Source organism: Synechococcus sp. EJ6-Ellesmere, from assembly GCF_024345875.1.
Lineage (GTDB): Bacteria > Cyanobacteriota > Cyanobacteriia > PCC-6307 > Cyanobiaceae > Regnicoccus_A > Regnicoccus_A antarcticus.
In genome coordinates this window covers 1-26,784 of record NZ_JAGQBY010000020.1, presented here as the reverse complement: position 1 = coordinate 26,784, position 26,784 = coordinate 1, and the positions used below count along the sequence as shown (strand labels likewise).

Annotated in this window: 27 protein-coding genes; 4 read left to right on the top strand and 23 right to left on the bottom strand. The window is 66.5% G+C overall.

All coding sequences use genetic code 11. The annotated features are described in order from the left end of the window. Window positions 1–315: 315 nt before the first annotated feature. The 20 genes from KBY78_RS03705 to KBY78_RS03610 form a co-directional block, all read right to left on the bottom strand. Window positions 316–567, bottom strand: a complete 252-nt coding sequence (locus tag KBY78_RS03705) for a hypothetical protein (RefSeq protein WP_255142420.1) — start codon at window positions 565–567, stop codon at window positions 316–318. Beyond that, complete coding sequence (locus KBY78_RS03700; protein WP_255142419.1) at window positions 564–848, bottom strand: hypothetical protein; 285 nt, start codon at window positions 846–848, stop codon at window positions 564–566. The genes KBY78_RS03705 and KBY78_RS03700 overlap by 4 nt, the downstream gene beginning before the upstream one ends. A gap of 190 nt (window positions 849–1,038) precedes the next feature. Beyond that, window positions 1,039–1,287 carry a hypothetical protein gene (locus tag KBY78_RS03695; RefSeq protein WP_255142418.1) on the bottom strand — a complete coding sequence of 83 codons (249 nt, stop codon included), beginning with the start codon at window positions 1,285–1,287 and terminating at the stop codon, window positions 1,039–1,041. Between the two features lie 297 nt (window positions 1,288–1,584). Beyond that, entirely contained in the window at window positions 1,585–3,315 is a 1,731-nt protein-coding gene (locus KBY78_RS03690; protein WP_255142417.1) for a DUF3987 domain-containing protein, read from the bottom strand. After that, the gene (locus tag KBY78_RS03685; protein WP_255142415.1) at window positions 3,312–4,346 is read right to left on the bottom strand and encodes a hypothetical protein; all 1,035 of its coding nucleotides are present in this window, start codon (window positions 4,344–4,346) and stop codon (window positions 3,312–3,314) included. Before KBY78_RS03685 ends, KBY78_RS03690 begins: the two co-directional genes overlap by 4 nt. Before the next feature lie 149 nt (window positions 4,347–4,495). Then, a complete protein-coding gene (locus KBY78_RS03680) occupies window positions 4,496–4,669 on the bottom strand; it encodes a hypothetical protein (protein WP_255142413.1) in 174 nt (57 codons plus the stop codon). 61 nt (window positions 4,670–4,730) lie between these two features. Next, complete coding sequence (locus KBY78_RS03675; protein ID WP_255142412.1) at window positions 4,731–4,958, bottom strand: hypothetical protein; 228 nt, start codon at window positions 4,956–4,958, stop codon at window positions 4,731–4,733. Next, window positions 4,955–5,116, bottom strand: coding sequence for a hypothetical protein (locus KBY78_RS03670; protein ID WP_255142410.1), 162 nt, complete (start codon window positions 5,114–5,116; stop codon window positions 4,955–4,957). The genes KBY78_RS03675 and KBY78_RS03670 overlap by 4 nt, the downstream gene beginning before the upstream one ends. Further along, window positions 5,113–5,478 (bottom strand): hypothetical protein, encoded by a 366-nt coding sequence (locus KBY78_RS03665; protein ID WP_255142409.1) that lies wholly within the window; start codon window positions 5,476–5,478, stop codon window positions 5,113–5,115. The genes KBY78_RS03670 and KBY78_RS03665 overlap by 4 nt, the downstream gene beginning before the upstream one ends. Next, complete coding sequence (locus KBY78_RS03660; RefSeq protein ID WP_255142408.1) at window positions 5,475–6,440, bottom strand: phage major capsid protein; 966 nt, start codon at window positions 6,438–6,440, stop codon at window positions 5,475–5,477. The genes KBY78_RS03665 and KBY78_RS03660 overlap by 4 nt, the downstream gene beginning before the upstream one ends. Before the next feature lie 124 nt (window positions 6,441–6,564). Beyond that, entirely contained in the window at window positions 6,565–7,311 is a 747-nt protein-coding gene (locus tag KBY78_RS03655; RefSeq protein WP_255142407.1) for a sigma-70 family RNA polymerase sigma factor, read from the bottom strand. 237 nt (window positions 7,312–7,548) lie between these two features. Continuing rightward, window positions 7,549–7,758: a hypothetical protein gene (locus KBY78_RS03650; RefSeq protein WP_255142406.1), complete on the bottom strand. Its 210-nt coding sequence runs from the start codon at window positions 7,756–7,758 to the stop codon at window positions 7,549–7,551. Window positions 7,759–7,767: 9 nt separating this feature from the next. Further along, window positions 7,768–8,427 (bottom strand): hypothetical protein, encoded by a 660-nt coding sequence (locus KBY78_RS03645; protein ID WP_255142405.1) that lies wholly within the window; start codon window positions 8,425–8,427, stop codon window positions 7,768–7,770. 1,451 nt (window positions 8,428–9,878) lie between these two features. Further along, entirely contained in the window at window positions 9,879–10,241 is a 363-nt protein-coding gene (locus KBY78_RS03640; protein WP_255142404.1) for a hypothetical protein, read from the bottom strand. Between the two features lie 187 nt (window positions 10,242–10,428). Beyond that, on the bottom strand, window positions 10,429–10,713 hold the full coding sequence (locus tag KBY78_RS03635) for a hypothetical protein (protein WP_255142403.1): 285 nt from the start codon (window positions 10,711–10,713) through the stop codon (window positions 10,429–10,431). A gap of 73 nt (window positions 10,714–10,786) precedes the next feature. Further along, entirely contained in the window at window positions 10,787–13,756 is a 2,970-nt protein-coding gene (locus KBY78_RS03630) for an AAA family ATPase (RefSeq protein ID WP_255142402.1), read from the bottom strand. A 135-nt stretch (window positions 13,757–13,891) separates the two neighbouring features. Then, window positions 13,892–14,320 (bottom strand): helix-turn-helix domain-containing protein, encoded by a 429-nt coding sequence (locus KBY78_RS16255; RefSeq protein WP_255142401.1) that lies wholly within the window; start codon window positions 14,318–14,320, stop codon window positions 13,892–13,894. A 1,256-nt stretch (window positions 14,321–15,576) separates the two neighbouring features. Beyond that, window positions 15,577–16,140 carry a pyridoxamine 5'-phosphate oxidase family protein gene (locus tag KBY78_RS03620; RefSeq protein ID WP_255142400.1) on the bottom strand — a complete coding sequence of 188 codons (564 nt, stop codon included), beginning with the start codon at window positions 16,138–16,140 and terminating at the stop codon, window positions 15,577–15,579. After that, entirely contained in the window at window positions 16,137–16,382 is a 246-nt protein-coding gene (locus KBY78_RS03615) for a hypothetical protein (protein WP_006171003.1), read from the bottom strand. The genes KBY78_RS03620 and KBY78_RS03615 overlap by 4 nt, the downstream gene beginning before the upstream one ends. Before the next feature lie 371 nt (window positions 16,383–16,753). Beyond that, window positions 16,754–16,936, bottom strand: a complete 183-nt coding sequence (locus tag KBY78_RS03610; protein ID WP_255142399.1) for a metallothionein — start codon at window positions 16,934–16,936, stop codon at window positions 16,754–16,756. A 103-nt stretch (window positions 16,937–17,039) separates the two neighbouring features. On the opposite strand from KBY78_RS03610, the gene KBY78_RS03605 reads away from it, so the two are divergent. The 3 genes from KBY78_RS03605 (at window position 17,040) to KBY78_RS03595 (ending at window position 23,504) form a co-directional block, all read left to right on the top strand. Then, window positions 17,040–20,822 carry a cobaltochelatase subunit CobN gene (locus KBY78_RS03605; protein WP_255142397.1) on the top strand — a complete coding sequence of 1,261 codons (3,783 nt, stop codon included), beginning with the start codon at window positions 17,040–17,042 and terminating at the stop codon, window positions 20,820–20,822. Between the two features lie 5 nt (window positions 20,823–20,827). Beyond that, on the top strand, window positions 20,828–22,957 hold the full coding sequence (gene bchD / locus KBY78_RS03600; RefSeq protein ID WP_255142421.1) for a magnesium chelatase ATPase subunit D: 2,130 nt from the start codon (window positions 20,828–20,830) through the stop codon (window positions 22,955–22,957). A gap of 154 nt (window positions 22,958–23,111) precedes the next feature. Beyond that, the gene (locus KBY78_RS03595; protein ID WP_255142396.1) at window positions 23,112–23,504 is read left to right on the top strand and encodes a hypothetical protein; all 393 of its coding nucleotides are present in this window, start codon (window positions 23,112–23,114) and stop codon (window positions 23,502–23,504) included. Here KBY78_RS03595 and KBY78_RS03590 read toward each other — a convergent pair. Continuing rightward, window positions 23,435–24,034 (bottom strand): hypothetical protein, encoded by a 600-nt coding sequence (locus KBY78_RS03590; protein WP_156776559.1) that lies wholly within the window; start codon window positions 24,032–24,034, stop codon window positions 23,435–23,437. The two genes, KBY78_RS03595 and KBY78_RS03590, sit on opposite strands and share 70 nt — an antisense overlap. A 725-nt stretch (window positions 24,035–24,759) precedes the next feature. Here KBY78_RS03590 and KBY78_RS03585 point away from each other — a divergent pair. Then, window positions 24,760–25,200, top strand: a complete 441-nt coding sequence (locus KBY78_RS03585) for a zincin-like metallopeptidase domain-containing protein (RefSeq protein WP_255142394.1) — start codon at window positions 24,760–24,762, stop codon at window positions 25,198–25,200. A 24-nt stretch (window positions 25,201–25,224) separates the two neighbouring features. Here KBY78_RS03585 and KBY78_RS03580 read toward each other — a convergent pair whose 3' ends face one another. Together KBY78_RS03580 and KBY78_RS03575 are read right to left on the bottom strand one after the other, a co-directional pair. Then, a complete protein-coding gene (locus KBY78_RS03580) occupies window positions 25,225–25,917 on the bottom strand; it encodes a 3'-5' exonuclease (protein ID WP_255142393.1) in 693 nt (230 codons plus the stop codon). Continuing rightward, window positions 25,862–26,784, bottom strand: a 923-nt coding sequence (locus KBY78_RS03575) for an HAD-IC family P-type ATPase (RefSeq protein ID WP_255142392.1), incomplete at its 5' end; no start/stop codon positions are given. The genes KBY78_RS03575 and KBY78_RS03580, both read right to left, overlap by 56 nt.

Genomic DNA, 26,784 nt, shown 5'->3' with positions numbered 1-26,784 from the left:
TGCCGTAGCGGCGGACGGCGCTGGAGAGTGAGATCACTGCCATGGGATCAGTCTGCCGAGTTGCAACCTTGCCCCCGGTTGCCTGAACAGGTTGCATGGTTGCTTGAACATCGGCGCCGGCAGAATGGTGGGGAAGGGGATCGTATAGCTAACGGGGGTGCAATACTGGCCGGATTGTGCAACCTGTTCAGGATGTTTTTTCTGTAACTGGATATAGATTGGGGGCGAAACACCCGCAGGGGGTGGCGCCCCGCCCAGGAGGACCCTTGCGCCGCAAGGGGTCTGGCAGGTAAGTTATATCAACGGCGGCCAGATTCAGCGGGTTGAGATCCATCGGCCGAAGTGAACTGACCGGGCGCTGCCGTCAGTCGCGGCGTCGGGGTAGAGCGACCGGATCAGCGGCGCGGCGTACATCAACGGGCTGGTGTCAGGCATCCTCGATCGGTGCAGCTCCACGCAGTAGCTGAGCAGTTGCGTCAGAGCATTGTGCTCATCCTCGGAGAGGGTGATGCGCAGCCGGGGCGAACCATCGGCCAGCTGCGCGACCTCGATCACCGGCAGGGTCATGGCTGAAACCCTCGAAGCGCTCCTGCAGCGGCGCTGGCTGCGCTCATGCTGCCCAGGGCGACCCATGCGCAGCGGCCCATGGCGAACTGCTCCAGGCAGACGGGGTGAGCGCCGTGCTGGGCCAGTAGGGCCGCAATGGTGTGGTGTCCATGCTGGGCCAGCACGGCGCGGGGCACGGTGAGCTTCCAGCGCCAATGGGGCGCCGTGGTCAGCTCCACAATCCAGGGGTCCGGCGTGGCCTTGGTGCGGGTCTTGGCTGCGGTGGTCGTGGTGGTGGTCATGGTTGGTCGTTCGCAGGTGATGTGATGACGGGAGGGCACCAACCGCCCTCGCTGCTGATCTCCCGGCTGATGGCGTTGATCTCCTCGGCGGTCGGGCTGCGGTCGATCGGGGCCGGCGGGGCGGCAGCCCCTGGGCCTGGGCGTGGCCCTCGGCGGCGGCGTGATCGAGGGGGCTGGGCGTGAGGGTGGGTCACGGCTGGACCCTCCTCGGAGCGGCCGGCGGGCCTTTGAGCTGGTGATGGCTGATCACCTCGCGCTGGAGCAACTGGTAGGCCGCCGCGTGGTCCCAGCTCCATTCGCTGGCGGGGTTGCGCGCCTTGACCAGCAAGGTCAGCCGCGATGCCGTACGCGGCAGCCGGTTGGGCTTCAGTCCCAGCAGCACCAGGGCGGCGGCGATCGGAGGGGCGAGGGGTGGGACTTTCACGGGAGCGCTGGCCATCAGGTTCACGATCGAGGGGGTCAGGGGTGCCGCTGGCGGCGGGCCGGGAAGGGTGGTTGGGTGGCTGCCAGCCACCCTTCAGCCACCCTTCAGATCCCTTGCGCTGGAAGGGATCTGGCCTTAAGGGTGGTTGGGTGGCTGTTTTCGCGTCTCTGCGAATGCAAAGCCACCGGATTGGGGGATCACGAGAAAAACCAGAAAAAACAACCACCCAACCACCCTTCCCCCTACTACGTAGTCCCTGACTGGCTTTTGAAGGGTGGCTGCGCAGCCACCCTTCAGCCACCCAACCACCCTTCATGGGAGGGTCTCCGTGGCCCGGTATCGGGTCGCTCCCCTGCTGCCGGTCTCGATCTCCCCGTAGCCAGCGGCTGTCAGGGCCTGCATTGCGGCAAGGATTCCGGCGGTCCCGGCTTCCTTGCGTTGCTTGCCGCTGAGCCGCTTGCTGATGTCGTTGGCAGTGACCGGGATTGCGGCGGCCTCGGCCACTCTCTGAACGGTTCGCATCAGCCCTGAGGGTCCGTCACCAGCGGCGGCGGAATGGATGCCCAGGGCGTAGGCGTCCAGGTTGTCCACCAGCAGGATTGCCCGCTCCAGCACGTCATCCCCGATCGGCCCGGTTGATGGCGCCTCACCGGCTGCGATGGCCACGAGGTGCAGCGCACCGGCCACCCTGAGCACCTTGGCGGAACTCTTGCCGTAGAGCGCCCCATGCGCTCCCAGGGCAGCCCCCAGGACGGCCTGCTGGCGGCTGTAGTGGTAGGCGCGGAACCGGGCGGCAGCGTCGGGGCTGAGCCGGTAGGGACGTGCCGCCATGGCGTAGACGGTGCGGCTGATCTGTTCCAGTTCGGCAGCAGCGGCCAGGGCCTCGCGGTCGTCGTCGATCTCGGGAAGCATCACGGCCTTAGCGGGGACCGGGACGAACAGGAACCTTGCCCAAAGGCCTGAGGCATCACCTCCGGCCACCAACTGGTTGAGCACATCCGGCTGAATGGTCCCGTAGATCGAGAATTGAGCGCGGCTGTAGTAGCGGGTGCCGCTGACCCGTAGGGACTTCATTCCCCGGCCGTCGAACAATTCGAGTAGCTGTTGTTCATCGCCACCCTTGCCGCCGCGGTAGGCGTTCAGCGACCCGAACAGTCCAGCCAGCTCGTCCCGATAGAGCATCATCCCCAGGCCACGGGATTCGTTCTCCTGGAGGGTGGCGGTCAATGCCTCGCCGGTTGTGTCGCTGGTGATGATTGAGGGTCGCTGCGGCGGGTCGGGCTTTTCGCCACCCTTTTTGATCTCACGGCATTCGGCCTTCCAGTCCTCAACCTGCCGCTTGTAGCCGGCTGCCAGCTCGGCCTCCAGGGGCGAGTAGTTGGCGCTGATCAGCAGGGTGCCGGCGGGGGTCTTCATGACGCCGCTGGCACCTACCAGGGCGGCGTAGAGATTGATGGGAACGATCAGCCCGGATGATGCGGAGCCCACTACCTGGGTACCAAGCTTTGCTAGTCCGGCGATACCGGCGAGGAACGGGACCACAGCGGAAGGGCCCGTCACGGTGAGGTAACGGGTCCGGGCCTCGATCGCATCAGCCACCCTCGCCGGGAGCATGGCCTGGAGGGTGAGCGCGGACTGGATCTCCAGCCGGTCGGCCTCTGCATGAATTGCGCGAACCTCGGCGGCGATCCGATCGGCGGCGGTACGTTCGCGCTCGACCTCGGCGGCCAACTGCTGGACGGCTGCGGGATGAAGCCCTGATGCCTCGGCCAGTTGCTGCACGAGGATGATCAGCTCAGCGCCGGTTTTTCCGTCGTCAATGGTGGCCTTCCTGATGCTGGCGGCCACGTCCTCACGTGTGGGGCGCGGCGGCTTGCTGCCGTTGGTGCTGGCCTCTCCGGTGGGGAGCCCCACGGTCTTGAGGTAGGCCTTCAGTCGGGCGGAGTAGGCGCTGGCTTTGGCCTGGCTCGGGCTGTAAAGCTCGCCCTCTGCGAGTTGGCTGGCAAGCTCTAGCCGGCTGAAGGCGTCACGTTCGGCGCTCATGAGAGGCCGCCTCCGATGTTCCAGTGGCGGGCGAATTGGGAGAGCGCCTCGCGCTCCAGCTGCTCGGTCTGCTGGAGTTTGCTCAATAGGTCTAGGTCTATATGTGGCTCAATACAGCTCCGGCACATCTGGCGGAGCATGGTGGGGCTGATGGCATCCAGCTCGACCGATTCGCCTTCAAAGCCCTTTGATCGGCTGTCGGTTGCCTTTGTTGGTCGGGTGGGCAGACCGAAGGCCTCGATCTGATGGCGCAACACCGCGACGCGTTGGAAGGTGAGAGCATCGATTGATGACAGCCGACTGCCTTGTAGGTCTAGGTCTACAAACTCCCGAAGGCGCCTTTCAGCGGTGATGTCGATGTTGCAGCCGGATGGGTCGTGATCTCCGAAGTAGTAGATCTGGGTGGAAGTGCCACGAAACGCATGGGCGGAGATCAGCTCCGCGGCGTCCTTCAGGTAGGTGATCGACGGATAACCACGCGTCACCATGAGCGGCACGTCGAATTCAGACGTGACTGATTGGAGCACTCCTGAGAGCGCGTCCTTTTCCAGCCAGATCTCCACCCTCTCGGGTGCATCGGCCCAGAGTGATCGGCGATAGCCAGCAGCGCCGGCCTCCAGGTATTCACCTAGCGATCCGAAGGTGCTGGGTTTCCGCATCCAGCGGGTGTTGTCGGCCACCCAGCCCCAGGGAATCTGACCGCTGATGCGCATGTCCGTCATGAGACGGACGACGGTTCCCTTGTATTCCCGCTCAGACTTCCCGATCAGCCCTCGGGAGACCAGGGCGTAGAAGGTCTGGCGAACGGTCGCCGGATTCTCGGCCTCCAGGATTTCGTATATGGCGCTCCTGATGCCATCCATCTCCCCGCGGGTTCGGCGACGGGATGGTGGAGGGGCCACCAGATGGGCGGAGCGGAAGCCGGTGGCCGTGCCATTCGCAACGGACGCGCTACCGTGGGGGCCTGCTCCCGGTCTGGCTTCGGCCTGATACGGGGCGCCTAGAATGGTTCCGTCGGAATCATTCGCCATCAGATCGGCCCCATGCTGGTTTTTTGGTTGTCATCAGTCGGTCCTCCGGGTGGTGTAGGTGGCTGATCCCCTTGCTTTGGTCGGCGGGGTGGGGTCAGCAGGTTTTTCAGATTGGGGCCCCGAAAGGGGCCCCTTTCTGCTGTCTGGGGTCAGCGGCTGATGGGCACCCCCAGGGCGATCAGGGCCTGTCTGGTCAGATCGCTTGCTGTGGTGCCGCGCTCAGCGGCGGCGGCGCGGATGGCTGCCAGTTCTTCACGAGTGGCGCGGACCCCCAGGTAGGGGCCCTGGCGTCTCGATTCCCTGCGGGGCGAGGTTGTCGTCATGGTGGAGGGGTTGTAACCGCTCGCACAGGCTACCGGCGCCATATGTGGTGGCAAGTGCAGCTCAGCCACTAACGGCAGTTTCGGCAGCCTCAGCCGCCGCCCTGGCCCTCGACCGCTCGGCCCTGGTCTCGGTGTCGGTCCAGATTTCATGGATCAGCGAGTGCAGCTCGAAGCGCTTGGCCTCCACCGCTCGCCTGGCGACGTTCCTGGGGTGGGTCGCCCCAGCGCGCTCGGCCACCGGGGCCAGCTCAGCGGCGATGGCGCGCAGGATGGAATCCGTCACGGTCATGACAGCTCCCCCCAGGTGCGGCGGCGCTGCTGGCGCAGCTCGGCCAGCTCGGCGGCCAGGGCCAGGCGTTCGGCGGTGCAGGCCAGCTCATCCCATCGCCGCGCCAGCCACCTTCGGGTGGACCTTTGCGGGCCGGTCAGAATCAGGGGGCGTCTCACCGGTTCGCCCTCCGGCTCTGAGCGCTGGCCATGGCGTCTTGCTGCAGCATCCGCGCCTCGGCGAGCCGTCGCTCCTCGGCCCGATCGAAGGCGGCGGCCTCGCGCTTCATCTGCTCCTGCCGCTCGTGCCAGCGCTCCAGGCGGGCCTCGGCGTGCCGTTCGGCCTCGATGATCGTGCCGATTTCGTTTTCGCTGCGGCCCTCGGCGCGGAGCTGGTCGATGACGGATTGATCCATGGTGCTGAAGATGTTGTTGACGGGTTGTGGTCGGTGGCTGCCGGGTGCGGCGGCGAATTGCCTGCGGCGGCGGCGGGCCCTGGGCGGGGTTGGTTTGAACAGGGACCGCCAGAAGTTGAGGATCACGGCATCACCACGGCGAGCAAACTCGGCCTGTCAATACAGGCATCGAAGGTCGAATACAGGGAGATTGTTGTAATCTGCTGCTGAATCCGGCTGTAGGGGTTGACCAGCAGTTGCTCGGCGCCCATGAACACCAGCGCGCACTGGCTGAACTCGCCGGCGACCGCGTGGCCGCTCGGCAACCATTCGCTGAACTCCACCGGACGGCCGGCGAGGGTGTGGCCGCCGTCGGGGCGCTCTACCAGCGCGGGGTGGCCTCCGGTGCGCTCCAGGGCGGCCAGGTCGTCAAAGTCGGCCTGGGGCAGCAGGAAACCGCAGCGGGACAGGCGGGCGCCGGCATCCAGCCTCCCCTGCAGGGCAGCGGTCAGGCTGGCGTAGGTGAGCGGTCCGCTGCTGGTGGCGATGGCGCCGGCCTGGGCGGCCCGCAGGATGCCCAGGGGCTGGGTGCCGCTGCCGCTGCCGACAATCTGGACCCGTTCCTGTTCAGACTCCATCGCGGAACGCATGACAGCCTGGAGCATCTCCTCGGCGCTCACGGCATCGGCCAGGAAACGCCTCGTGACTTCGGTCGTGATTGAACACTCCCTAGGCGTTACATTCGAGCTGCCGAATTGGATTTCTCGGGTTTCTTCGGTTTCGGCGAGCATGTAATTAGTCCAGCCCGCAGTCACCCGGCTGGGCGAAACAGACCGCGACCCACCCCAGCCGATCGGCAGCTCCAGGCGGCGGGCCCCCAGCCGGGTCAGGGCGGTTTCCGGCCGCAGGATTTCGGCCAGCATCACCCCGTCGGTCGCCAACGCGGTCGGGACGACTGCGGCGCGTGGTGGCAGCATCAGCGCGCCAGATTTCCGCACCGATGGATTGGCGGCGGCGAGTTGTTCGGCGACCTTTAACTCCCGGCTGCCCTCGCCGGGGGTGACTCGCAACTCGGGATCTCGTAACTGGCTGCGCACGAGCGCCGCCAACGAATACAGCGGGGGCCTGGTCGTAGTTGCCACAGATGTCGAAGCGAAGAACGGCGCAGTCGCTCACATCGCGGCCTGCACTACAGGCTATCGAGCCTGACCGATTGCCCCGGCCAGGTATTACCTATCCGAGCACCGCAGCAACCTCAGGCATCCGGCGGAATCGCTGGCGGACGCTGCAGATCCGCTGGCTGATTGCGGTTTTGTGGGTGCCCTCGAGGGCGGCCAGCTCGGTTTGATTGTGGCCCTCGTGATGCGTCAGCTCCAGCAGCGCGAGGCCATCGGGGTCGGCTGCCAGCATGGCCTCCAGCGCCTCCCTGCAGGCCAGGTCTGGCGCAGGGCGATCATCCCGCAGCGCATCAACCAGCGACTGGCCTTCGAGGCCGTCAGCACCAACCTGGCCATGGTTCAGCCGCATGGCCGGGCGCTCGAAGATTCCACCCTCCGGAGTGCCGCGCCAGGTGGGCGGAATCCTCACGCCGCTCGAACTGGGGCTGGTTTCGATCAGCCGCGTGATCCCCTTTCGCAGCCAGAAGTAGGCGTAAGTGGAGAACTTGTATCCACGCTCAGGATCGAAACGCTCCGCGGCGCGGATAAGCCCCAGGGCGGCGGCCTGCAGCCTGTCGGCCTGCTCACCACCTCTGGCGCATCGGCGCTCCGCCGCTGCGCACAGGCGAAGATTGCAAGCCACCATCCGATCGCGTGCCCGGATGCCACGGCGGCGGATTGGCGCGGGCGCCGCGTCAGGGCCACCCTCGTAATCCTGCCAGCGGCGGATCTGGCGGCCCAGGCTGATTTCTTGCTCGGCGGTCAGCAGCGGGTAACGGCCGGCATGGTTCAGCCAGGCGGTTACGGCGTCGTTTCGCTTCAATTCTGGGGGCGATCATCGCCCTCCAAACGCTACCGGCAGCGGCATGAAGAAAGCCCCGCCGGGGTTACTCCAGCGGGGCAGGGTATGACGTTGTTGTCTTACTTTCAGCGCCGCCAGATACCCCGCGCTGGTGCCGCCATCGCCCTGGCCTCTAACCGTGATATTATCACGGTTTCCATCCTCCTGAGCAGCGGGCCTTCCCGGTGCCGCGAAGGTGCCGCTCAGGTCCAGGGCGCATCAGCGGCGGTCGGCTTCCTGCTCCATGGCGTCAACGGCCTCGCGCATTTCCCGCAGCCGCAGCGCCATGCGGGCCTGAGCGATGGCGGCCTCCTCCTCACCGTGAATCAAGGCGATGGCTCGCCACAGCACCGGATCGGGGAACCACGGCGCGCACCAGTTCGGCAGCAGCAGCAGCAGGCGGGCGAGGAGGTCGATCAGCATGTTCATGGGATGGAATCAGCAACGGGGCAGAGGAAATAGCGAGGGCCCAGGGGGCAGCACCTCGAAGCGGGCTTCGATCACATCGGCGCCGAAACCAACAGCGCGGTGGGTCTTGGCTGGCATCAGTGCTGGCACGGTGCCATCAGTGGCAGCACCTCCAGCTGTCAGTGCTGGCGCAGTGCTGGCACGCCAGCACCTCTCCACCCTCCAGTAGCCCGCCGCTCCACGACCGCCACCACGCCGCAGCCGGAAGCCACGGACCATGGCGCCGCTCTTGAGGCTGTCGATCGCTTCGGGCGGCACGCCGAGCACGGCGGCCAGCTCATCGCTCACCAGTGGAAGGTCCTCATCCGCTGCAGCCGCCAGCGCCCGAGCACGGGCCAAGGGATCAGCCGGTGCTGGCACTGATGGCAGCGGGTGAGCAGTGCCAGCACTGCCAGGCGTAGGCGCCAAGCCTGGGAAGGTGCCCATGGGCTGCTTTTTATCTAGGTGCTCATGCAGCCGCTCGCCCAGCTCCAGGAACTCGCCGGGCCAGACCGTGAGGGTGGAACTGACCCGCCGCAGCTCCACACCGAGAGCGCGGGCGCGGGCCTTCAGGCCATTGCGGCTCAGCTTCCAGCGGGTCTCCAACTCCTTGATGGATACGTCGGCTGGGGTGGTATCGGGTGCTGTCACTGATGGCGCGGTGATGGCTTGACAGCACGCAAGCGGGTAGGCGGCCTGCTGTCAATGGTGTCGCGGTGATGGCACGACAGCACCGCGACACTCACCCGAATGGGGGATGCTCGATCACCCATTCGGAGGTCTCACCCCGTCTTGGCCAGCGACTGGCCACGTCCAGCCCCACCGATGGCCTCGATCACCAGCGGTCAGTCTCAGCGGCAGGGCCCAGAACCCAGCCGTGGCGATGGCGCAGTCTCACCGGCAGGGCCCCAGGGCCTTGCGTACCTGTGGCGGGATCAGGTACGCGGTTACCGGACGTCGGGGCAAACAATATTCATTGCAGCGGTTTGGCCAGCCTTAAACTTGTCGTATTCAGCGCCGTATTCTTCCCTTCGGCCCGCCTCAACGGCCTTGCGAATTCGATAATCCCAAAAGCTGTATCCCTGAGCGTTGTACTGGCGACCGAATGAACACGTTGTCATTAGTTCGTTTCGACCGGGACCCAATAGCGCATCGCGGTAGTACACCCAATCCCTCGCCAAACCTGGAGATGGTGCCTGGCCCAAGGCCACACCCAGCGCAACAGCGGCAGCAGAACGTCTCATAGGTCAGGGGATTTTCCCTGTGATAGCACCGGATCGGGCGGGGGGGGGCAGCCCTCACCACGCCATCGCAGCTCCAGCGATCGCGGCTGGGGCGATCTGCAACCGGCGAGGCATAACCCCCGGTACTGCGGTCGCACAAGCGCCTCCAGCGCCTTCTCCAGCGTCATCTTCCCCGGCGGGTGAGTCTCCAGTTGCCCGTCCGGGGTGAGCCACGGCGCGGTCAGCAAGTGATCCTTCCGCAGCTTCCACAGCGTGGTGCGGCTGATGCCGTAGCGGCGGACGGCGCTGGAGAGTGAGATCACTGCCATGGGATCAGTCTGCCGAGTTGCAACCTTGCCCCCGGTTGCCTGAACAGGTTGCATGGTTGCTTGAACATCGGCGCCGGCAGAATGTGGGGAGGGGGCCGGTATATCTAATGGGGCGCTATACGGGCCGGAAAGTGCAACCTGTTCAGGGTATTTTTTCTGCCGCTAGCGATAAATCGGGGGCAAAATACCCCCCAGGCCCCTGCCCTCTCCGAAAGTACCTTTTTCTTTCTGGGGGTTAGCTATGCGAGCTCCCCAGATTAATGAGGTGATACCTGTCGATCATTGGCAGCCTCGGAGGCGTTGCGCTTGAGCCGGTGAAGCGCGTGAGGCCATGCGTCATCCCGGCGGCCGGGCCCCTCGGCGATGTGCACCACCAGATGGTCGGTCGCGACGGCTCCCGGCTGGTTGGTCGTGGTCGCAGGCTGATCCTCAGCGCACCCGCAGCAGCGCTGGCCTGCTCCATGGCGCTGAACACCACGAAGCCCCACGGCCCAGGACAAGGGCCTGCATGGCGGCAGGGTCTTGCGGCGGGCGGTGGAGAGCATGGCGATCAGGTGTACAGCTCAGGGAACTCTTCTTCAGCGTCTTCGATCTGTTGATCCCATTCCGCCGCGTCAGCATGCGGGTGGAGGTAACTGAGCAACAGGCGTGCGGCAGCGAGCATGCCGCTGTTAAATCCGTGCTCCCAGTCGCCGCTATCGGGGCAAGCCAGGCTGTCGGTTTCGTCGGGGAAGTGTTCTTCCACTCGCGCCTGGCCGTTAAGAGCGCCTTCCTTGATGTGAGAGGGGTAGGTCTCCCATGTCGGATCATCAGCAGGCCTGCTGCGGGCGTACCAGACAAGTTGCATGTACTTGTCAGTGAGCAGATGCAGCCGGTCGATGGCTTGCTGCTGGCGATTGGTGGTGGTGGTCATGGCTGGTCCTCGGTGGTGGTGGTGATGACAGGGCTGCTCAAGCAGCCCTCCCGTGTGATCTCCCGGCTGTTCGCGTTGATCTCCTCAGCCGTCGGGGTGCGGTCGACCGGTGTCGGCGGGGCAGCGGGCCCAGGGCCTCGACCACGGCTTCGACGGCGACGACCACAGCGGGGAGCAGGGTGGTGGGTCATGGGCGGTCCTCCTCCCTGACCAGCAAGGCCTTCTCCAGGCTCTGTCGAATCGGGTCGTTGGCGTTCACCCAGCCGATCACATCAAGCGTGAACTCGGCGCCGCAGCGGATGCAGCGGCAGCCGGCCGAGCCTGGGGGCTCCTGGTCGGCTGGCAGCTCCATTTCGTAGGGGTGGGCGCAGCGGGGATTCGGGCAGTTGAAGGAGATTTCTCGACAGCAGGGACAGGCTCGGGTGCTGACAACAGGAAGCTGCTGGGCGCGGCGGCGCTGAGCTCGGTTCATCGGTCAGGTTCTCGATCGAGGGGGTCAGGGTTGCCGCTGGCTTGGGACCGGCGCAACGGCGGGCCGGGGCGGATCACGCCGGGGTGATGCCGACGAGAAACGCCTTCACCATCCGCCCGTCGACGTGGCGGAAGTCAGGGCCAAGGCGGGTGGCGATCTGCGGCGGCAGCCAGCCCGGGTGCTCCAGCTGCAGGGCCATGGCGACCGAGTGCCAGGGCGGTTCCGTTTCCGTTTCCGTTCCGTCCCCATAGGGGTGTCTCTCCCCCAGGGAGGGACTTTGGCCAGAACCGTTGCCCTGACGGGCGTCTGCCCTTGTCCCGGCCGTTTTTGGGGTCGGGACCTCGGGACCATCGCCCACGTTGCCGTTGTCCCTCGGGACGTCCCGAGGGACAAGCCGGGACAAGGGCACATCGCTGTCCAGGACAGGAGAATTACTACTGTCCCTCCTTTTAGGGGGGGCACCCCCCGAGGCGGAATCGTTTTTCCGTTCCGTCAACCGTTCCGTCAGCCTTGGCGCGAGCTTGTAGAAGCCTTTCGATCCGGACAGCCGGCAGACCTCGGGACGGCTGGCCCGCACCATCCGGGTGAGGGTGTTGGCCACGGTCTTTTGGGCCAGCCCCCACCGCTGGCCGATCTCATCCACCAGGGCCCGACGGCTGAGAGATTGGACGCCATTGCCCCATGCCTCGGTGAGCACCTGCAGGACGGCGGCGGATGCGTCCTGGATCGTTTCAACGCCAGCGATGGTGGCCAGGGTGCCTTCTTCGGTCAGTTCGTAGCGGAACTCCCGGGTGGGCCCCATGCGGTTCTTCACCACGCGCCACAGCCGGGTGTCCGGGGCGTCGGGGGCCATGGTGATGTTGTGAACGATGGAGGGGATCTCGGCCCATGCCTTGGCGCCGCTGTGGGAGCCCTTCTCGGTGCCGTCGTGGCTGATGATCAGCACCGAGGCGTGAACGCAAATCGTTTCCTTGATGAAGGTCAGCAGAGCGCCGACGGTGTCGTTGTCCAGGTAGCTGATCCCTGCCTTGGCGCATACGGTCTTGGCCGAGTCGATCACCACAAGGCGGATACCTTTGGCCTTGACGAAATCGAGGAGGCGAACGCAACCGTTGATGGTTGCGCCCCATGCCGCCATGCCTTGGGCAGCGTCGTGGGCCCAGACATAGAACTGCTGGCCGGCGCCTGATTGCACGGCGGGGTGGTCCGCCAGGCCAAGGTCTTGCATGGCGGCCTTAAGGGGTGCGGCGCCGGAATCGCTGGCGATGAAGAGCACAGGGCCCTGTTCCGCCGGCTTGGAATGGTCCAGGAAGCCGGTGCCGTCGATCACGGCAAAGGACAGGCCGAGTCCCGCCACGGTCTTGCCGGCGCCCTTGGTCGCATAGTTGAGCGCCAGGTCATTGGCCGGCAGGAAGCCGTCTACCTGGGCGTCCATGCCTTCGATGTTGGACAGGTCCAGGGCGTCGCATCCCTCTGCCGATCCCGCGGGCTGGCCGGTTTCCTGTTCGGTGAGCAGGCGGAACAGTGCTGCGGTGATCTGTTCTTCCTTCCTGCGGAACCGGCTGATGATCTCGGCGCGGGTCTCCATCTCGCGGTCGGCGTCGCCGTTGCGGACGGCGTCAAGACAATCGGTGAGCAGTTCGCTGTAGGTGCGGAGCCGTGCCTGGCTGCCGTCCTGCGGTGCGGCTGCCCCCCGCTGGCCCTTCGGTGCCTCCGGCTCCGGCATTTCATCGGGGTCCTTCCCCTGCAGCAGGCACTCGACCCGCTGCCGCGTCTCGTCGGCTATGCCCCATTGCTCCCCACTGGCTGACGGCCTTTTTGCCTCCGCCAGGCAAGCCAGCGCCTCATCGTCAAAACCCCCGGACACGGATGTTCGGCGAGCGAACTGCCGCATCAGGGCCTCGGGATCACTGCTGATCGGCAGGCCGACCTCAGCAGCGGCCCGCATGGTGGTGACAATCGCGAGCGCCAGGCACCAGGCCGATTCGCTGCGGTTGTACCGCTGCTCACCCTCCTCGATCATTTGCACCGCCCAGGGGTCGAGCGCCTTCAGCAGCGGCACGGGCTCCCGTGGCGGCGTCCGCCGTGGCTGCTGTCGTGGCTGCTGGCGGCGCTGCTGGTAGCGGATGCGGTCCTTCAGGCCACGGTCAGGGGTGCGCTGCTGGCCCTCGGCGGATCGCAGGCAGTTGAGTGCCTCGCGCTCGGGCAGTGGCGGCCTGCAGCGGCGTGCGAAGCCCAGGAGAAGGGGCTCGGGGTCGCCATGAACGGGCAGGCCAGCGGCGGCGGCGGCATCGACGGCGGTGAGCAGTCCGACTGCCAGGCGGAACGCGGTGTCATTGCGGCCACCTTCGCCAACGCCTGACTTGAACTCGGCGGACTGATCGCGGCCCAGGAGTGCCTCCAGGGGCACGGCATCGGGCACGGCTGCCGGCGGCGGCATGGGATCTGCGCCGGCCTGATGATGGCCCAGCAGCTCTAGGGCGAGGGTCAGCCATGGGCCGGCGGCAGTGGCCACGGTCTCGGGGCTACCGGTCCAGCCGTAGCTGCCGCCGCTCTTGACGTGTTCGCCCAGGAGCAGCACCTGACCGCTGGTCCAGAACAACTCGATCTGTTCGGCGGCGCCGGTTGTGATCTTGACCTTGCCCTTGATTAGCTCGGGCCAGTGGGGCTTGGGCACCAGCAGGGCGAGCTTGAAGCGGTCGGCGTCGGTGGTGCGGTTGATCCGCCAGCTCTGCAGGGTGTCGGGATCGCAGCCCTTGGCCCTCAGCCAGTTGGCGGCGCTGGCGCCGTCCACGTCGACCACCAGCAGGCCAGCGGCATCAGGGCCGCAACGGGTGCCGACGCAGCGGACCACGCCGTTCATTACGGCGATCTCCTCGGGGCTGAACGTGGCGGTCTGCCAGTCGGTCAGGCCCCGGCGGGTGGCCGGGTCGATCGGTGCCTTGAAGTCCTTGCCGGCGCCGCATGGAAGGAGGGGCAGGCCGGCCAGCTCCGGCAGACGGCTGCGCCAGTCGCTGGCGTTGCCCCCTTTTCGTTGTGGCACCGGGAGCTGCCACTGGGGTGGTTCTTTGGATTCGTCCCGGGGCGCAGCTGCGCTCGGTGGTCTGGTTCTTTCCACTATTCACTCGCAGCGTTGCTTCTGGCCCTGTTGCACTGGACGGCGGAGAGGCCTTTCTCCTCAGGACAAGACGCGCCGCGAGCGCTTGGCCAACGTTTCTTCAACGCTCTCGCGGTTCCAGAGCAAAGGAGGACGCTGCGTCCCGATCCCAATGGCTCGGTAATGAATGCCTGCTCGTAGGACACCGCTTTGACGAAGACGCCGCAGGGTGGCATCACTGACACGCAGCAATTCCGCCACCTCTCGCGTGGTTGAAGTGAACATTCTGGTTGTAGAAAACAGCTGGACGGGCCGGATCGACCTGTCATGAATCAACTGTACCCCGATCAATGTGCCTGCAAGCAGCAAACAATGGACGAGTTCCTCGGATTTTGACTGTTCCATTTCCATTGTTTTTTCTGCACTGGTGGAGTGCTTGAGCCGGGCCCCTTCGAAGTCAGGTCGCCAGGCGTCAGCTCTAGCTGCAGCCCCTGCAGCTTTTGTGGCCACAAGCCGAACACCCCTGGCAATCGATGCCCACCAATTGGGAAGTGGTCTTCTGGCGCGGGTGTGTCCCCTCCACCGCGCGCAGAAGCCAGGCTCTCAGTTCTTGAATGCCATCGTCGGAAGCCGCCCTGACCACCCGGTGCCGGCCAGGGCCAGTGGTTGTGGCGCCAGACCGCACGGAAGAGGTTATGAAGCTTGAGCCGCGCGGCGCTTTGCCGTGGGTAGATCTATCTCGAGGAGCGCTCACAACATGAGCAGCGCTGCAGCGGAGGGAATCTGGAGCGCCCCTTTTCGCATTGAGGGGAAATCCGGGGAGAGTCCTGCAGGGCGCTTTGGTGCATCCTGCTGCTCTCGGTAGCCTATTGAGGGTTTGTGTCGGACCCCCCATGCAGCTTAGTAATTCCGATCAGGATCCGATCGAGGGCGGGAAAGCAGCTGGAATACCTGAACCCTACCCCTATCCGCATATCTCTAGCGCCTGCACGCATTCTCAGCTAACACCAGTTACCGACGAGAAGACCCTCACCCCAAAGGATCTTGGGGGGCCTGGAGGACTGATCTCCGGTTACTCCGAAAAACGCATCCGGCAATGTGCAAGATGGTCGGTTCAGTTTAACGATCACAAATCATGCATTCTCTCCTATCGGATGCTTCGGAGCGACAGCGAAAAAGAGGGGCATCCCTGCCTCAGCATCGTCGGCCCAGGCCCCAAGGACTATTGGGACCTACTTGAGATCGTGAGCTACCCACCACTCGGATCACTTGGGCGCCCTTACAAGGATGCGGAATGGCGATTCCGAAGACTGCGATACGTCCTAGAGCGCCGAGTTTACTGAATACAGCTGGAAGAAGCAGTTGAGCAGTCCTCAGCCCGGAGGCGCTGGGCGGGCGGGATCGGATTGGCGTGCTGTAGCGATGACCGTGGAGCCGATTCACGTGATCGGTGTCGCCAGTGCCACACTCCCGCCACCCGGTGGCGGTGCCCGCTTCGAAGCGGGTGATCAGGGAGCCCACCAGTCTCTTTTCTGGCAAGAGCTTGGAGTAGGCCGCACCACTGGGAGAGGTGGGGGGCCGGGACTGGGAAGCAACAGCCACAGGTGGCAAGCGCAGGATCGCCAGCGCCAGCACGCCAAGTGTCAAGGGCCGCCCATAGTACTCACAGAACCCAACGCCCCGTGGCGTCTCATCCCCTGCGGCGGGCCGGCTTGCTAAGCCCTTGCGCGGCCGCGCAAGCTGAGGACTCCTGCGAGCTCAACCCTTCAAGGATTCAGGCGCTCCTCTATCCAGCCGCCATGGCGGCGCCATCGACGGCGCTGATGTGGATGACCGCCGAGCTCCAGCAACTCCACCTGCTCGAGAGCGATGCGCAGCAGCTGGAAATGCTCCGGCGGCGGGGTGTTGTCCGCGAGCTCAGCCGGGAAAGACGCTGCGGCATCCAATGATGCTCCGGGTTCGGGCCAGCCCCAGAGCGCGCGGGCTGCCGGGGTGAGGCGTCGCCAATGGCGTTGCCGCTCGTCGAGCTCCACATCTGCGGGCAACGTCAGAACCGCACCGCGCAGGCGGAACTGACAGCGGGCCTTGGGCAGCAGCCAGCACAGTTCCACAGCAGGCTGCTGCTGGAGCTCGGCCAGTTTGGCGCTGCGGCCGTCGGTCAGCAGATCAAGCGCGGAACCATTAGCCCAGCCCCGGAACACCAGGGTTCGCACCCGTGGGGTGCCATCGGGGGCGACTGTGGCGAGCTGCAACCAGCGGGCCGCTGGTGAGCGGCCTTCTCGTTCGCGGGCAGCCCGCAAAAGGGGCCGCCATGGCGGCAGCGTCGTCACGCCGTCTGCGATTGGCGGCGGTTTAGGGCAAAGGCCAGAGCGGCGATAGCCGCCAGGCCCAGGGCGCCAGCGGCGGCCAGAAACACCAGCGTTTGCAGGGCCAGCAGAAACAATCCCAACGCCGAAGCCGCCTTGATCTGGATCCGAGCCTTGATCAGCATGGTGAGCAGCAGCAGCACCGTGGCTTGCAGGCCGGCGATCTTGGCGGCCGTGAGGGGGCAGAGGGGGCTGAGAAGCAACATCGATGAGAAGCGATGCCCCATCCTGAAGAGGGTGCCGCCCCGTCGCTGCGGCCGCCGGTGGGAAAGGGAGCCCTGCGGCAAGTCATGTCAGGTGACCGCGCCTGTGGAGCCGAGGGAACAGAGCTGCTGCCGAATCGGTCCTGGGAGGCTGGCCCTGTCCGGCGGTTTCCTGGTGCTCGGGCCGATTGGTCTGCTGGTGCGCTGAATACTCAAGGGCGAGAGTCGTGGAAGCCGAGGACTTGACCTGCAGCCTTCTCCAGGCTCTCTGAGCGGAGTGGCCACGCCTTCCTCCCCTGAGTTCGCTCAGAATGCGTCACAGGGGCCGATCAGCCGGAAGCCCAAGCCAGCCAGCCCCAACCAGCCCTCAAGCCTCAGCCGTGGCATTCACAGCCGCAGCTCGCATGGCAGGGCTCCCCGTTGGGGTGCCCCTTGGCGCAGACGACACTGCAGAACAGCAAGGCGCCGACGCGGAAGGGGCTGTCCTGTTTCACCGTGCAGTGACAGCCCGGGCAGGCGCATTGCAGCGTTGCTGGCTTTTCCAGGGTTGTGGTCATGACCTCTCCCTGCCCGCGTCGTTTGCATCCACCCTGATGCCCCCTGCCCCAAGGGGGATCAGGTTCGCAGCAGAATCAAACAATGCGCTGCGAGGGGCCAGCCATGAAAAGGATCGTGCTGCTGGCCGGCTTCGAGGCGTTCAACGCCGGCCTCTACCGCCAGGCGGCCGAACGGGCGATGGCCCAGTGCCCGCAGCTCTCGATCACGGTGTTCAGCGACCGTGACCTGAGCGATCGGCCGGCTGAGGTGGCGGCCGCGCTGGAGAGCGCCGATGCCTTTTTCGCCAGCCTGATCTTCGATTTCGACCAGGTGGAGTGGCTGCGCCAGCACGCCGCGGCGGTTCCGATCCGGCTGGTGTTCGAGTCAGCGATCGAGCTGATGGAGCTCACACGGTTCGGACGATTCACGATCGGTGGCAGCAGCGCCGGCATGCCCAAGCCGATCCAGGCGCTGCTGGCCAAATTCGGCAGCGGACGGGAGGAGGACAAGCTGGCCGGCTACATCGGCTTCCTCAAGGTGGGGCCGAAGCTGCTGCGCTTCCTGCCCTTCCGCAAGGCCCAGGACCTGCGCCACTGGCTCATCCTCTACGGCTACTGGAACGCCGGTGGCAGCGAGAACGTGGCTGCCCTGTTCCTTTACCTGGCCCGCCACGGCCTCGGCCTCAGGCCCGGGGCGATCCCGCCGCCAAGGGAATCGCCCAATCTCGGCCTGCTCCATCCCGATCACGCCGGCTTCTTCCTCTCACCACGGGAGTACCTGGCCTGGTTCCAACAAACGCGGCCCCAGAGCGCCGCGGGGCAGGGCAACTGGCCGGTGGTGGGGTTGCTGCTCTACCGCAAGCACGTGATCACGGACCAGCCATACATCCCCCAGCTGATCCGGGCCTTCGAGGCCGCTGAACTGGTACCTCTGCCGGTGTTCATCAACGGCGTGGAGGGGCACATGGCCGTACGCGACTGGATGACCAGCGCCACGGAACTGGCCGCCGACCAGGCGGAGCCGGACAGCGGCGCCCGCCGGGAAGCGGTGGCCGTGGATGCCATCGTCTCCACGATCGGTTTCCCCCTGGTGGGCGGCCCGGCCGGTTCGATGGAGGCGGGCCGCCGCGAGGAGGTGGCGCAGCGCATCCTGCGAGCCAAAAACGTTCCGTATCTGGTCTCTGCGCCGCTCCTCATTCAGGACCTGCACTCCTGGACCCGCCAGGGTATCGGCGGACTGCAGAGCGTGGTGCTGTTTGCTCTGCCCGAAATGGACGGCGCCATTGATCCCGTGCCCCTGGGGGGGCTGGTGGGCGATCGGATCTATCTGATACCCGATCGACTGCGGCGGCTCACCGGGCGCCTGAAGGCCTGGATCGTCCTGCGCCGCAAACCTGCCTCCGAGCGTCGGCTGGCGATCGTGCTCTACGGCTTCCCGCCAGGCTATGGCGCCACCGGCACCGCCGCCCTGCTCAACGTGCCTGACTCCCTGATGGCCGTTTTGAAGGCGCTGGAGGCTGAGGGCTACGACGTGGGCTCCCTGCCGGCAAGTGGCGAAGGACTAATCCGCCAAGTCAAGGACGCCGACGACGCCTGGATCGCCCGCATTCCCGAAGGGCAGCGCTTTGAAGACACCGAGAGCGTGACCGTGACGGCCGACACGCTGCGCCAGTGGCTGGGACCGCTGCACACCGCTCGTATCGAAAAGCAGTGGGGGCCATTGACGTCCACCGGTATCCGCACCCTCGGGGATCGCTTCCTCCTGGGCGGTGTGCGGCTCGGGAACGTGTGGATCGGGGTTCAGCCGCCCTTGGGGGTGGCGGGCGATCCGATGCGCCTGATGTACGAGCGGGATCTCACCCCCCACCCCCAGTACGCCGCCTTCTACGGCTGGCTGCGGCACGGATTCAAGGCCGACGCGGTGCTGCACTTCGGCATGCACGGCACGGTGGAGTGGCTGCCCGGCTCGCCCCTGGGAAACACGGGCTACTCCTGGCCCGACCTGCTGGTGGGTCACCTGCCGCATTTGTACGTCTATGCGGCGAACAACCCGTCCGAGTCGATGCTGGCCAAACGGCGCGGCTACGGCGTGATCGTCTCCCACAACGTGCCGCCCTACGGCCGCGCAGGCCTCTACCGGGAGCTGATCGCCCTGCGGGATCTGATCGCCGAATACCGGGAGGATCCCGAACGCAACGAAGCCCTGCGGGAGGGCATCCTCAAGCAGGTGAGTGACAGTGGCCTCGATGCCGACTGCCCCGCACCCGACAACGCCCCCACCGACCAAGGTGCCTTCAACGCCTGGGTCGTGCGGCTCAGCGGCTACCTGCAGCTGCTGGAGAGCCGCCTGTTCTCCAGCGGCCTTCACACGCTCGGCCGGCCGCCGGATCAGGAGCAGCGGCTCGGCTATCTCAAGGCCTACATGGGCGAGGCCCTCGAACCGGAGCTGCTGGAAGCGATCAGCCGGCTGACCCCGGCCGCTGATGAGCCGACGTTGCGCGCCCAGGCGGCGGAGCTCGAGCACCTCCATCCCGGCTTGTCAGCTGAGCAATCCCAGCGCCTGCTCGATGCCCTGAGGGTCTGCCAGCTGCTGGAGCGCAGCACCGAGGAGATCGACCATCTGCTCGATGGCCTGGGGGGCGAGTATGTCCCCCCTGCCCCCGGCGGTGACCTGCTGCGCGACGGTCCCGGCGTGCTGCCCACCGGCCGCAACATCCACGCCCTGGACCCCTACCGCATGCCCTCACCTGGGGCGATGGCCCGGGGCCGGGCCATCGCCCTGCGCATCCTCGAGAAGCACCGGGCCGAGAATGACGGCGCCTGGCCCGAAACCGTGGCGGTGATGCTCTGGGGCCTCGATGCGATCAAGACCCGCGGCGAATCGCTGGCGATCCTGCTGGAGCTGGTGGGGGCCGAACCGGTGAAGGAGGGCACTGGCCGGATCGTGCGCTACGACCTCAAGCCACTCGACACCCTCGACCACCCGCGCATCGATGTGCTGGTCAACCTGTCGGGGATCTTCCGCGACAGCTTCGTGAATATCGTCGAGTTGCTGGATGACCTGTTCCGCCGCGCCGCCACAGCAGCCGAACCGGAGGAGGGCAACGCCATCCGCCGCCATGCCCGGGCGCTGGAAGCCCAGGGGATCGAAAACCCCACGGCCCGCCTGTTCTCCAACCCCGCCGGTGACTTCGGCTCGCTGGTGAACGATCGGGTCACCGATGCCAACTGGGAGAGCGGTGAAGAGCTCGCGGGCACCTGGCAGGACCGCAACGTGTTCAGCTACGGCCGCGCCGACAAGGGTCAGGCCCGCCCCCAGGTGCTGGCCGCTCTGCTGCGCAGCACTGACCGGGTGGTGCAGCAGATCGACTCGGTGGAGTACGGCCTCACCGACATCCAGGAGTATTACGCCAACACCGGCGGCCTCAAGCGCGCCGCCGAGGTGGCCCAGCGGGACTCCAATCCGGACGGCCGTGTGGCGGCCAGCTTCGTGGAATCCTTTTCGCGCGACACCACCCCTCGTGACCTAGAGGAACTGCTGCGCCTGGAGTACCGCACCAAGCTGCTCAATCCCCGGTGGGCTCAGTCGATGGCGGCGATGGGATCAGGCGGGGCCTACGAGATCTCCCAGCGGATGACGGCCCTGATCGGCTGGGGAGGGACCTCCGGCTTCCGTGACCCCTGGGTCTACGACCAGGCCGCCGACACTTACGCCCTCGATGCGGCGATGGCGCAGCGGCTGCGGGAAGCCAACCCAGAAGCCTTCCGCAACGTCGTGGGCCGCATGCTGGAGGCGAGCAGCCGCGGTCTGTGGAACGCCCCGGCCGAGAAGCTCGACAAGCTCCGCAATCTCTACGACCTCACCGACGCCGAGCTGGAGGGGGTGCCCGTGGCGGCCGGACCCTAGTGGCGGTGTTCCCGCAGGCTGGCCCCTGTTCTGCCGCTTCGCCCTGCGCCGTTCCCCGTCATGCCTTTCCGCTCAATGCCGTCGTGGGGCAGGCCTCGATCCGCACGGCCCTGCTGCTGCTGGCGGTGGATCCGGGCCTGGGCGGGATCGTGATCGCCGGACGGCGGGGCACCGCCAAATCGGTGCTGGCCCGCGCCCTGCACGCCCTGTTGCCACCGATCCGGGTGATCCGGCGCTCCTGCTGCAATGCCGACCCGTCCGCCCCCGGGAACTGGGACGACGCCACTATCGCCCACCGCGCCACGATCAGCCGCACACCCGTGAGCGCGCTGGTTCCCGCGCCATTTGTGCAGGTGCCGCTGGGCGTCACCGAAGACCGTCTGCTGGGCTCCGTCGACGTGAGCGCCTCGATCCGGCGGGGACGGGCCGTATTCCAGCCGGGGCTGCTGGCCGAGGCGCATCGGGGCGTGCTTTACGTCGATGAGCTCAACCTGCTGGATCCCGGTATCGCCAACCTGCTGTTCACGGTGGTGGATGGTGGCTTCAACCAGGTGGAGCGGGAGGGAATCAGCTTCCGCCATCCCTGCCGTCCCCTGCTGATCGCCACCTACAACCCCGCTGAGGGGGAACTGCGGGCCCACCTGATCGATCGTCTGGCCATGGTGCTCTCCGCCGACACCCCGCTGGAGCTGGACGAGCGGGTGGAGGCGGTGGCGAGGGTGCTCCAGCATGCCGCCGATCCGCAGGCCTTCTGGCGGCATTTCGGACCGGGGCTCGAGGAACTGCAGCGACGGATCGCCGCCGGGCGGCGTCTGCTTCCACGGGTGTGCCTGGCGCAGCAGCAGCTGCGCTACCTGGTGGAGGAAGCGATCCGCGCCGGCGTGGAGGGGCATCGCGCCGATCTGTTCGCCGCGCGGGTGGCCCGGGCCCACGCCTCCCTGCAGGGGCGACGACTCGTCGATGCCGGTGATCTCCGCCTGGCCGTGGAACTGGTGATCCTGCCCCGCTCGGCCGCGGTCGCTGCAACGCCGGAGGCCGCGCCGGAACCGCCACCGCCCGCAGCGCCGCCCGGCGATTCCGGAAGCGAGACACCACCGGAGCAGGAGGTGCCACCGCCCGAGCCCGCCACGGGAGAACCCATCAGCGAGGCCATTCCCGACACGTATCTGTTTTCCCCGGAGGGGGTGCTGCTGGATCCGCACCTGCTGGCCCAGGCCGCCCGCGGCAAGCGGCGCCACGGCAAGGCCGGCGGTGGAGGACTGGTGCGCTCGCTGGACCGGGGCCGTTACGTGAAGCCGTTAATTCCCCACGGGCCGATCCATCACGTGGCCATCGACGCCACCCTGCGGGCCGCGGCGCCGCATCAGCGGGCGCGCCGCCGGGCCATCCTCGGCAACTCGCGCCGCGGTGGGCGGGAGTGGCATGGACCGAAGCTGCTGCTGCGCGAGGATGATCTGCGCGTCAAGCAGCTGGTCCGCAAGGCCGGAGCGCTGGTGATCTTCGTGGTGGATGCGTCGGGCTCGATGGCCCTGAACCGCATGCAGGCCGCCAAGGGCGCCGCCCTGCAGCTGCTGAGCGAGGCGTACCGCAGCCGCGACCAGGTGGCCCTGATCACGTTCCGTGGCCGGCGGGCCGAGGTGCAGCTGCCCCCCACCCGCTCGATCACTGCGGCCTCACGCCGGCTCGAACGCCTCCCCTGTGGCGGCGGATCGCCGCTGGCCCATGGCCTGGCACAAGCGGTGCGGCTGGGAGAGAACGCCCGCCGGTCCAAGGATGTGGGCGAGATTCTGATCGTGCTGATCAGCGACGGCAACGCCAATGTGTCGCTCAGCCGCTCGCTGGCCTCCGCCGCGGACCACGGCCCGGGGGGGGAAGGCCCGGAACCCATGGGTCTTGAGGGCATGCGCCAGGAAGTGCTGGGTATTGCGGCAGCGATCCGCCGCCTGGGCATGGAGCTGCTGGTGATCGACACTGGCACCCGACATCGGGACTCCAGCCTGGGGGCTGATCTGGCGCGGCATGGGGGCGGGCGCCATCAACGGCTGCCCAGGGCGAGCCAGAGGGAGATCGCGGCGACCACCCGCGGGCTGTTGGGCCATCGGGCTGTGGCGGCGAATGCCGCCGCTGTCGCTTGAAGATTTGTTGGGGCTGGGTCACTGGATGCAGACCAGCGGCCGACCGTGGGGCCTTGACTCAGCCTCAACCCCTCCAACAATCGGATCAGCTCTAATGCGGGGCGCCCGCCGGATCGGGACGCAAGAGCATGGACATTCCCGCTGGCTGCCGCTGATGCTGGTCACGAATACGGCTTGTGCGCTCGTTCTTGTCGCCCTGCTTGGCGCTGCCCCCGCCGCGGACGCAGCCGAACGATTGACCCAGATCCCCGCACCCTTCCGGGGACTCTGGATGGCGCAGTTGCGGCATTGCCAGGCGGGGCCGACCGACGAGTCGTGGCTTCGGATCGAGGCCGGCCGGCTCAGCTTCTACGAGAGCAGCGGACTCGTGCTCGCGGTGGTGGCCGGTGGCACAGATGAGATCGCCGTGATCACGGAACTCTCCGGGGAGGGCAGTACCTGGCTCCATCCGCTCCGCCTGCGGCTGGATGGCACGGGTCAGCGGCTGACGTTGGAGACAGTGGGCGTGGACGGGAGCATCGGCCGTGTGCGCTGTCCCGGCACCTGAAGCTCCGCCTGGGAGCATCGCCCCTCCCCGTCCTGCAGGCTGGCGGTGATGGCGTCGATCAGGGCTCCGCCCTGCTCGCGCCAGTCCTGCCGAATCTTGAAGCCCAGCGCCACCGAGTCGCCGTCACGGCGGCGCAGGGCAAAGACCTCCCCATGGGATGGAGTGGGAATCGACGTGGTGAAGGACTCCCCCTCCACCCACTCCCCCAGCAGACGGCGGCGCAACGGCTGGCCGTCGCCGCGCGCCCCCGCCAGGAACACCACCTTCACATAGTCACGCAGCTCGGCAGGAGTCATGCCGGCCTTGGTGTCGGTGACCTCGGGCGGAAACCGCACGACCGTCAGAGTGAAGAGCTCCTCACCTGGCTTCGCCTGCGGCGGATGGGCTACCAGCAAGGCATCCAGCCCCACCTCCTGCGGCACGGAGAGGGGCAGGGGTGAGCGGAAGCAGAATCCATGCATCGACACCAGAGTCTGCGCTCCAGCGGATGTCGCAGCCGTGAGAACCAGCGCCAGATAAACGAGCGGCATCGCGGTGAAGGGAAGCAGGAGAGTGGATAGACCGCTGATCAGCAACAAAACACCCCCGTCTGTCACGCGGGTTCACCTGAGCTGTGAGGTCGCTACGCGCGGGCTTCCTCATGGTCGCTCCACGGGCAAGGGCTGAGGCTGCGGATCGGCGACAGGCGCCGTCGCCGCCCTTGCCTTCGCGAGGCACCACTCGGGCGTCCCGCGCTTTGCCGTTCATGGCCGCGTCCCAGTCCCGTTCACACAAATCCTTCGATGGCCCCACGGCAGAAGAAAAGATCGTCGCCTCCTTGATCGAGCTGATGGAGACCGGATCAGCCCCCTGGCGGCGGCCCTGGGATGGCAACGGTGGCGGCCATCACGTCATCTGCTCTCGGGCCATCGCTACCGCGGCGCCAACCCGATCCTGCTCACCCTCGGCCTGGACATCCGGGCATAGGCCCTGCCGTTCTGGTGCGGCTTTGCCGAGGTCAGGAAGCTCGGCATCTTCCCCTGCAAGGGCAGCAAGGCGGTTCACATCCTGCGGCCCCAGCTGCATATCCGCGAAGAGCCAGGCGCTGGCGGGGAAGTCACCCTGCGCAGCTGGGCCAGCTACCGGCCAGTGGCGGTCTTCAATGCCGCCGATCTCGAGGGCCCGACCCTCCCCGGCCTGGTGGAAGCCCGCCAGGCAGCAGAAGGCGTGGAGCGCAAGCCGGAGCCTGAGCGCCTGGAAGCGGCAGGCAGAAGCGGTGCTGGCTGCCTGGCCGGTGCCGGTCAGCTTTGGCGGGGATCGCGCCTGCTATCTGCTCGGCATCGATCGGATCCAGCTGTCCGATCGCGCCAGCTTCCACTCGCCCGCTGCGTTCTGCGCCGCCTCGGCCCATGAGCAGATCCACTCCACCGGCCACGAATCCCGCCTCAAGCGCGATCTGGGTGGTGCCTTCAGGAAGGCGCGCTATGCCCGTGAGGAGCTGGTCGCCGAATTAGGGGCGGTGCTGCTGGGTGATCGGCTGGAGATCGGCAGCGAGATCGAGAGCCATGCCGCCTATCTCGGCAACTGGATCGTGCTGCTCAAGGAATCGCCGAAGGTGCTCTTCCAGGTGCTCAGCGAGGCGCGGCAGGCGGCGGATTTGATTTGCCCTGAGGTGCCTGGGCAGCCAAAGGTAGACGGCGAGGCACACCCTGCCTGAATGCTGCGTGCTCTCCCCCGTAGCTCAGCCTCCCGGCGTCAGAAATGACGATGGCTTGCCGCTATAGGTCACGACCACCCTTTTCTTCGCTCGGGTGGCTGCCACATGAAGCAGGGATCGCTCCTGCTGCTCGAACTGTTCACGCGAGACCTGATCCGGCCGCCTGCTCACCTCCACGCGATAGGGCATCTGGTCGGACGTGAGCTCGGGGATGAAGACCTGGTCAAATTCCAGCCCTTTGACGCGATGCATCGTGGCCACGCGCAGGACAGGATCGCTGGGATCATCGGCTTCATTGGTCTCAATCAGCCGAACAGGGAACCCCGCCTTTTCCAGTGTCTGGGCGATCCGGTCGCGGGCGGACTTGGTCCGCAGGGTGACGCAGGTGGAGGCGAGGTTGCCATCGATCCCGCGAAGCTGGGTGAGGGAGTCCTGTAGGAAGCGCTGTTCGTCAGCCGGGTCCTCGAAACCCCGGAGCACGGGCTTCTCGCCGTGGAGAAGCGAGCGGTAATCGCTGCTGGGGTCGTTGCCGCCATCAAGGTCGTCGAAGTCGACCCCCTCCAAGACAGCAGTCGCCCAGGCGCGGGTTTCCTCGGTGGTGCGGTAGTTGATGCGCAGCTTGCGAGAACGACCGCGTACGTCGATGCCACAGCGGCTGATCTCAGGCTCCCAAACGAACCGTCCTGCCGGAGACCGGGCCCGGTGCCACGTGCTCATCGGTGGGATCGAGGCGCTCCCCCAGCCAGGCCACCGGCAGCATCAGCAGCATCGGCAGGGCACACATCCCCAGTTGCTCCAGGTTGAGCGGGGCGGTGCCAAAGAAGCGATTCATCGATGCCGTCTGGCTGAAGATCCACTGCACCACCACGGTGCCGACGATCCCGAGCGGCACGGCGGGCGCCGTGGCGAGAGCACGCCAGCCCAGCCGCGGCAGGGCCATCAGTGTGGTGCCCCACTGGCTGATGCTCACCAGATACCCCAGATGGGCCAGCACCAGCCCTTGCACCGCCATGGTGCGGGCCAGGGCCAGGTCCCCCAGCCGCTGCTCGCTCCAGAAGAACAACCCGAAGATCACCATCCAGTTGAACAACGACACCACGAGCACGCGGCGGATCAGGCTGCCAGTGAGCAATGGCTGCTGCGGTGGTCGCGGCGGCTGCTGCATCAGCCAGGGGGCGACGGGCTCGAAGGCCAGGGCGATCGACATCGTGAGCGAGCAGATCATGTTGAGCCAGAGCACTTGCAATGCCGTGACCGGCAGAGGGGTGGCGAGCAACGCCCCCAGCAGGATCGTCATCGAGGCGCCGCCATTCACTGGCAGCACGAAGGCGATGGTCTTGCGCAGGTTGAGGTACACGGTTCGGCCCTCTTCCACCGCCGCCTCGATCGTGGCGAAGTTGTCGTCGGTGAGCAGCATGTCGGCGGCCTGATGCGCCAGCTCGGTGCCACCGGCGCCCATGGCGATGCCGATGTAGGCCTGCTTGAGGCCGGGGGCGTCGTTGACGCCGTCGCCGGTCATCGCGACCACCTCGCCCTTGGCCTGCAAGGCCTGAACCAGCTGTAATTTCTGTGCCGGCGCCACCC